Source organism: Bacillus sp. JJ634 (assembly GCF_036962285.1).
In the GTDB taxonomy this organism is placed as follows: Bacteria; Bacillota; Bacilli; order Bacillales; family DSM-1321; genus Peribacillus; species Peribacillus asahii_A.
In genome coordinates this window covers 49,664-56,472 of sequence record NZ_JBALMU010000041.1, presented here as the reverse complement: position 1 = coordinate 56,472, position 6,809 = coordinate 49,664, and the positions used below count along the sequence as shown (strand labels likewise).

The 6,809-nt window shown below is 36.8% G+C and carries 5 protein-coding genes; 1 reads left to right on the top strand and 4 read right to left on the bottom strand.

The window, feature by feature from the left end:
* Window positions 1-28: 28 nt before the first annotated feature.
* The 3 genes from V7068_RS07930 to V7068_RS07920 form a co-directional block, all read right to left on the bottom strand.
* Complete coding sequence (locus V7068_RS07930; protein WP_499712066.1) at window positions 29-913, bottom strand: fumarylacetoacetate hydrolase family protein; 885 nt, start codon at window positions 911-913, stop codon at window positions 29-31.
* 224 nt (window positions 914-1,137) lie between these two features.
* The gene (locus V7068_RS07925) at window positions 1,138-2,790 is read right to left on the bottom strand and encodes a thiamine pyrophosphate-dependent enzyme (protein WP_499712064.1); all 1,653 of its coding nucleotides are present in this window, start codon (window positions 2,788-2,790) and stop codon (window positions 1,138-1,140) included.
* A 45-nt stretch (window positions 2,791-2,835) separates the two neighbouring features.
* A complete protein-coding gene (locus tag V7068_RS07920; RefSeq protein ID WP_499712062.1) occupies window positions 2,836-4,002 on the bottom strand; it encodes an NAD(P)/FAD-dependent oxidoreductase in 1,167 nt (388 codons plus the stop codon).
* Window positions 4,003-4,196: 194 nt separating this feature from the next.
* Here V7068_RS07920 and V7068_RS07915 point away from each other — a divergent pair, with 194 nt between their 5' ends.
* Window positions 4,197-5,444, top strand: coding sequence for a CdaR family transcriptional regulator (locus V7068_RS07915; RefSeq protein ID WP_499712061.1), 1,248 nt, complete (start codon window positions 4,197-4,199; stop codon window positions 5,442-5,444).
* A gap of 99 nt (window positions 5,445-5,543) precedes the next feature.
* On the opposite strand, the gene V7068_RS07910 is transcribed toward V7068_RS07915, so the two are convergent.
* Window positions 5,544-6,641: a YkvI family membrane protein gene (locus V7068_RS07910; protein ID WP_499712059.1), complete on the bottom strand. Its 1,098-nt coding sequence runs from the start codon at window positions 6,639-6,641 to the stop codon at window positions 5,544-5,546.
* Window positions 6,642-6,809: the final 168 nt, after the last annotated feature.

Below are 6,809 nucleotides of genomic sequence, written 5' to 3'. Positions count from 1 at the left end.
GGGTTAATTCATTATGTAGACAGCACCCTTACAAATTGGCAACGGTGTTCTTTAACACACCAATTTGATCAATGGTAATTTCAATTTCATCGCCAGCTCGTAAAAAGCGCGGTGGATTGAAACCTTTTCCTACCCCTGATGGTGTACCTGTTGCAATAATATCTCCCGGTTCAAGGGTCATTCCTTGTGATAGCACAGAAATAATCTCAGAAATCGGAAAAATCATTTTTTCTTTTTCCGAAGATTGCCGAACTTCTCCATTTACTTTTGTTTCAATCTGCAAAGCACTCGGATCCGTAATGACTGATTTGTGAACAATGCATGGACCTAAAGGGCAAGTAGTATCCAAACTTTTTCCGATAAAAAATTGTTTATGGCGCGACTGCAAATCTCGCGCTGTGACATCATTTAAAATTGTATAACCAAATACATAATCTAACGCTTCTTCTTTCGCAATCGCTTTCCCTTCTTTTCCAATAATAACGGCTAGCTCTCCTTCATAATCCAGCTGTTCAGTTACCTCTTGATGAGATAAAATCGGTGCTCCAGAAGCAATTACAGTAGTTGGCGCTTTCGTAAACACCATCACATGTTCAGGAATATCATCCTTACTTCCCATTTCAATTACATGTTCTCGATAATTTTTTCCGACACAAAAGATGTTTTTTAGAGGACGAGGGATGGGAGCCAACAGCTCAACTGCACCAAGCTCAAGAAAATCAGATGGACTCGCTTGTTGTAATACTCTCTCTGCTTGCTTGACAAATTCATCTCCTAATTCAATACATTCAATCATACTTTGAGGAAAATCAAATCCATGTTCTTTCTTTGTCAATGGTAACACCAATACTTCTGAAGCATCTAAAACGCCTACGAAAGATTGTTTATTTTTTCGAGCTGTTATAAACTTCATTATTTTTCACCTTCTATATTTGTAGAATATATCCATTATAACATGGTATTATTTACCATTATCAACTCACTTATCTTCTCTCACTATTCTTCATTGAAAATATTTAAAAATTATAAATGATAGAATGATTCATAGTCCTCCTAGTAGCCAAACTTTAACACAGCCTAACTAAAACGAGCAAACTTAGTAAAAGTCTGCTCGTTATAAAATCGATCCATAATCATTTATAATCTTTCAGCTATTTCCTTCGGCTGATTTACTGATAGAATTGCAGGATTTGTCATTACTTCAATTACAGCAGGACTTCCACTGAACATCGCTCTTTCCAATGCAGGTATAAAATCCTCATTTTTCTCCACTCGTTCCCCATGTGCCCCAAATAATCTTGCTAATTCAGCAAAATTAGGATTCGTTAATTCTGTGGCAATCACACGATCAGGGAAATGCTTCTCTTGATGGGCACGAATGGTTCCGTACATATTATTGTTCACAACGATTGAAATGACTGGAATCTTCTCTCGAACAGCTGTTTCAAGTTCTTGCATTGTCATCATAAATCCTCCATCTCCGGAGAAAGAAATAACTGTTTTGTCTGGTCGCGCTACTTTAGCACCAATTGCGGCAGGCAGCCCATACCCCATCGCTCCGGATGTAGGCCCTATATAAGAATTCTCCTGTTCAAAACGATAATAGCGGGATAACCAACCAAAAAAGTTCCCGGCATCACTTGTTACAATAGCATCCTTCGGAAGTTTATTAACCAAATCGTACATCATGCCATCCAAGTCCACATAATCTAGGGAATAATCAGCTTTTATAGAAGAAAACTCCCTGTATCGTTTATGAAGTTCTGTTATCAGTTTTTTTCTTTCTACATCTCTCATTTGCGGAATTCTTTCAAGTGCTTTTATTAAAAATTGCTTCACATCCGCTACAATCGGGAGCATTGGAGCATATACTTTTCCGATTGTATCAGGAGAAATATCAATATGGATAAGTCGCGCATCGTCCGCTAACAAGCTATAATCCTGTGTTGTTACTTGAGAAAAGCGCGTTCCAAGTGCAATCACCAAATCAGCATTTTTTATATAGCCCAATAAGCTTGAAGGAGTACCGAATCCAAGCCAACCAGCGTAGCATGGATGAGTATTAGGAAAAGCAGAAAAGCGTCTAAAAGCTGTTACAACCGGAATATGCATCGCTTCAGCAAACTTTATTAACAATGAAGTAGATTTCGAGATTGTAACCCCGCCACCAGCAATAAGCACTGGTCTCTTTGCTTTTGCGATTTCTTTAAGCGCCTCATCAACAGACTTCTCATCTGGATTTGAAGCTCCTACATAATAAGGTTTTTGTTCAACAAATTCAGCTGTATCCTCCAACATATCATGAGGTAAAGAAACGACAACAGGCCCTGGCCGCCCTGAACGTGCAATATGGAAGGCACGGTGTAATAGCTCTGGAATCCGTTCGACCCGATCAATTTCTACAGCCCACTTACATAAATGGCTAAACAATCCTGAAAAATTCACTTCTTGAAATGCCTCTTTCTCTTTAAAAGAACGTTCAACTTGACCAATCAGGGCAACTAAAGGTGTAGAGTCTTGCATCGCTGTATGAAGTCCAATAGCCAAGTTGGAAGCTCCTGGGCCTCTTGTAGCCATACAAACGCCTACATCACCTGACGTTTTGGCATATGCCTCAGCCATAAAGGATGCTCCTCCTTCATGACGTGCAGCAATAAGTTGAATATCAGAATGATCATATAATGCGTTGATTACACCTAAATAGCTCTCTCCAGGAACACAAAAAGCTTTCTTTGTTCCCTCTTTTACCATCACGCGAACGACTGCTTCTCCCCCTGATAATCTCTTCAAATTATGTGTCCCTCCCTTTTACCTTTATGAACCTATAGTCAACGCTTAGTAAATCGCATCTTCGATTACTAATTGGTTTTCTGCAAAACGCTCCACCCTTAAAGGCGTTAAATCAAGCGTGTCGTAGTGTCCTGTTCTAATCAGTTCTGAAAGACATTTACCAACTGCAGGTGCCTGCTGCATCCCATGGCCGCTAAATCCAAAAGCAACATAGTATCCCTTCATAGATGGATATTCTCCAAGAATAGCATTATGATCCTTTGTATTAAAATCATATAATCCGGCCCAACCTCTCTCGACTTTCACCTGTTCAAAATTCCCAATGCGATGAGCAAGAATTGGCCAAATATTTTCAACAAAGTCAGAGCGTCGCCAGCTAAAATCTATTTTCGGTTCTATTTCTTCTGCATAACCGGCGATAAACTTTTCTCCTTCATGACGGAAATAGACCCCTGTAGGATCCATCGTTAACGGAAGATATTCTTTTAAAGGTTCTTCAACATCAAATTGAAATATTTGTCTGGGCAAAGGTACAACAGGTAACGGCAAATTCGCTTTTTCACTTAACATGGCAGCCCAAGCCCCCGCACAATTTACAACAACGGGTGCATAATACTCGTTACCATTAGCAAGTCGAACACCTTTGATTTTCCCTTGCTCTGTAAGAAGGCTCTCAACTTCCTCATATATATACTCAGCTCCTAATTTTTTCGAGCACTTCACATACCCTTGCATAACAGAATATGGATCTAAGTAACCACTCTCCGAACAATACAACCCACCTGCTAAATCCTCCACATTTAATTCTGGAATGATTGTTAACAATTCATTTTTTTCAAGAAGCTGAGAGTTAACACCATTTCTATGTTGAAGCACTAAATGTTTTTCAAAACGATGCATCATCTTCTCTGTAGCAAGAAATAAATAACCTCTTTGTTTAAAGTCAATTTCAACCGCTTCTCCATCTATAGCCATTGTTTTAGAAAATTCTTTATAAACTTGTAGACTAAACCGGCTTAACTGAACATTGATATCTGTCGTATATAATTGACGAAAGCCCCCCGCACTTCTAGGTGTAGAAGAAAATTCATAGATCCTATCTTTTTCAAAAACTATAATTTTACCAGTAAAACCATCATTTAAAAGATTAAAAGCAATACTAGAACCAATAACTCCACCACCAACAATGAGGATATCCGCCTTATCTTTCATTCATGAACCACCTTTCCTAATTTATAAAGAAATTCTTATTATTAATGTACTAATTTAAGCGATGAAGGAACTACGTAAATTTTTCACAAAAAATCCTATCTTATAAACGAAAAAATTGTCACTTTTCACAAGGGAAAATAGCAATCTTTATAGAATTCCTAGTAAAACATCTACTATATAAGGAGGTCTGCTCCGTGATTTTAAAACAAATTGCGCAAAGGATTGTTGAAAATACATCAGAAATAATCGGTCATCCGATCAGCATTACCGACGAGAAAGGGTATATTATTGGAACAACAGACCCAAGTCGGTTGGGAAGTTTCCATCAAGCATCACTAGATATATTAAAAAGAAAGCAAATTGTTTGTTATGAAATAAATGAGGTTAAACTATTCAAAAATGTTCTACCGGGAGTAGCGGCCCCTATTATGTTCAATCATGAAGTAATCGGTGTATTAGGGATTATAGGGAACCCGGATGAGGTTAACAAATATGCTCAAATTGTTAAAAGCCATGTTGAAATGATGTGCCAAGAATTTTTCAAACAAGAAATGAGTGTGCTTGAATCTCAAAAAATAGATACCCTCATACACCACCTTATAAATTCTCAAAATTCCGAAAATCACACTCGTATTATTAGATATGGAAAAATACTAGGGTATGATTTAGATGTAAAAAGAGCTTGTCTCCTTATCGATTTAGACATGCTTTCACTGCATGTATCTACTCAAACTGACGAATTATCGTTACAGCGTCTTCCAAAAGAGTTAATAGATAATTTGAAGTACTACTTTATAGATCATACACAGGATATCATTTCATTATTAACCCTCGATCAATTCATCATCTTAAAAGCGATTAATCCAAGAGAAACCACCGATATGTTTTTCAAAAAGATTAAACATAAGCTCCAAAGGCTAAATCAATATTTAGAAGTTACATATCATTCAAATGCAGCAATCTCCATTGGAAATATACAGAGTGGGGTTGATGGAATTAGAGAGTCTTACCGAAATGCCTTAAAAGCTTTATCTGCTGGTAAAAAAACCGATATCCAGCCCAGGATATACCGCTATAATGATTGGAACATAGCACTAGAACTATTATCAAAAGGATTAACCCCTTATATTAGAGATCGATTAACTGAAAATTATCATGATTTTATTCATCATGATAATTTTGATACTCTTTCATCTACATTCATGGCCTATTGCAAATGCAATATGAACCTAAGCGAAACTGCACGAAGTTTATTTCTTCACCGTAATTCCTTAGTTTATCGTTTGGAAAAAATCGGAGACCTCACTTCACTAAATTTAGCTAATTTTGAACATTGCTTACTTTTATATTTCACGATTAAAATCCATTCAGAGCATACTAATACAAAAATGGTTAAGCAGTCTAAAAAACAAATAGATAAATCTTCAAACGCTATGAAGTAATCCTTTTTGATGCACCTTTAGGAAATAGGATTTAGACATACGAAAGGACCACAAAACTTTCTTTAAGAAATACTTTGCGGTCCTTTTATCACACGCTATCTATACAGTTAGAGATTCTTCTCTTTCTTTTTCATCAATCTCTTCATTCGCTTTATTCCTTCTTGTTTTCAACGCATTCCATATGATTGCTCCAATTAATACAAATCCTAAATAACCTGTAATTGGATATAAGGTTCCTACCAAATTAGTAAAGCCAGCAAAGCTTGCCATAAAGGAAATAATACCTATTCCTATAATATAATATTTAAACTTCGGATGATCGGCTTTAAAAAAACGAACTGTAAATGAATAGAGCATTCCAACTGCGGTATTATAAATCATCCCTAGTATTAGAATCGCCATAATCCCTGCAAGCCATGGGGCGATATGATTTGCTAGAACTAAAGTTGGCATATCGACATTCTGAATCTGATCAATTTTACTAAACATAGATACATGAAATAGAATGACTAATAAACCAAGCATTATACCACCTAGTATACCACCCATTTTAGTTGATTTATTATCTTTACTTGTCCCTCCCATGACTGTTAGCATGGAAAAACCTGCAGCAATACAGTAAGACACATATAAGGCAGCACCTAATATCCAATTTGAAGCAGCTGCTGATTCAGGCTGACTAAATTTCTTCATTTCAGCAAAATTAAAATCCATTGTAGCAAGCGAATATCCCCCTATAATGAGAATCATTAAAAATAAAATGGGAGTAAAAGCTCCTATAATCGAGATGATTTTTTGAATATTCATACACACGGTTGCAATTGTTACTATCGCCATGAACAAATTTCCAATATAATGAGGTAATCCAAATTGCTGTTCAAAAAGCGATCCGCTCCCCGCAATCATGACAACTAATACACCGAATAAAAAAAATGTAATAATCAAATCTATAACGTTTCCTAAATACTTTCCACAAATATGATGCAGTACTTGCCTATGTGAGGTAGCTTGAAGTACATTCCCTAATTGCACCACCTGCATGAATAGAAACGCAAATAATAGAGTTGCAATAATCGCACCTAAAGTTCCTTTCCATCCGAAATAAGTAAAGAATTGCATGATTTCTTGCCCAGAAGCAAACCCTGCACCAACAATAATTCCGACAATAGCTGCTGCAAATTGCAAACTTTGTTTCATTTATCCACCTCTTTTTTTAAATTTAGTTGTGTTAAACAAACACTTTGGATTCATGGTAGCTCTAGCTTTATGAAACGGGGGAGAAAGCCCGTTCACTCCAGCATTTCATAAAGCTAGATTAAGCTTTCAGCAGAGCTGAAAGGCACATGAGGCCGAGAACGTCTCGAA

Bases quoted from the DNA above. Each gene is read 5' to 3' on its own strand.
- V7068_RS07930 (WP_499712066.1), bottom strand. From the start codon at position 913: ATGAAGTTTATAACAGCTCGAAAAAATAAACAATCTTTCGTAGGCGTT.
- V7068_RS07910 (WP_499712059.1), bottom strand. From the start codon at position 6,641: ATGAAACAAAGTTTGCAATTTGCAGCAGCTATTGTCGGAATTATTGTT.
- V7068_RS07920 (WP_499712062.1), bottom strand. From the start codon at position 4,002: ATGAAAGATAAGGCGGATATCCTCATTGTTGGTGGTGGAGTTATTGGT.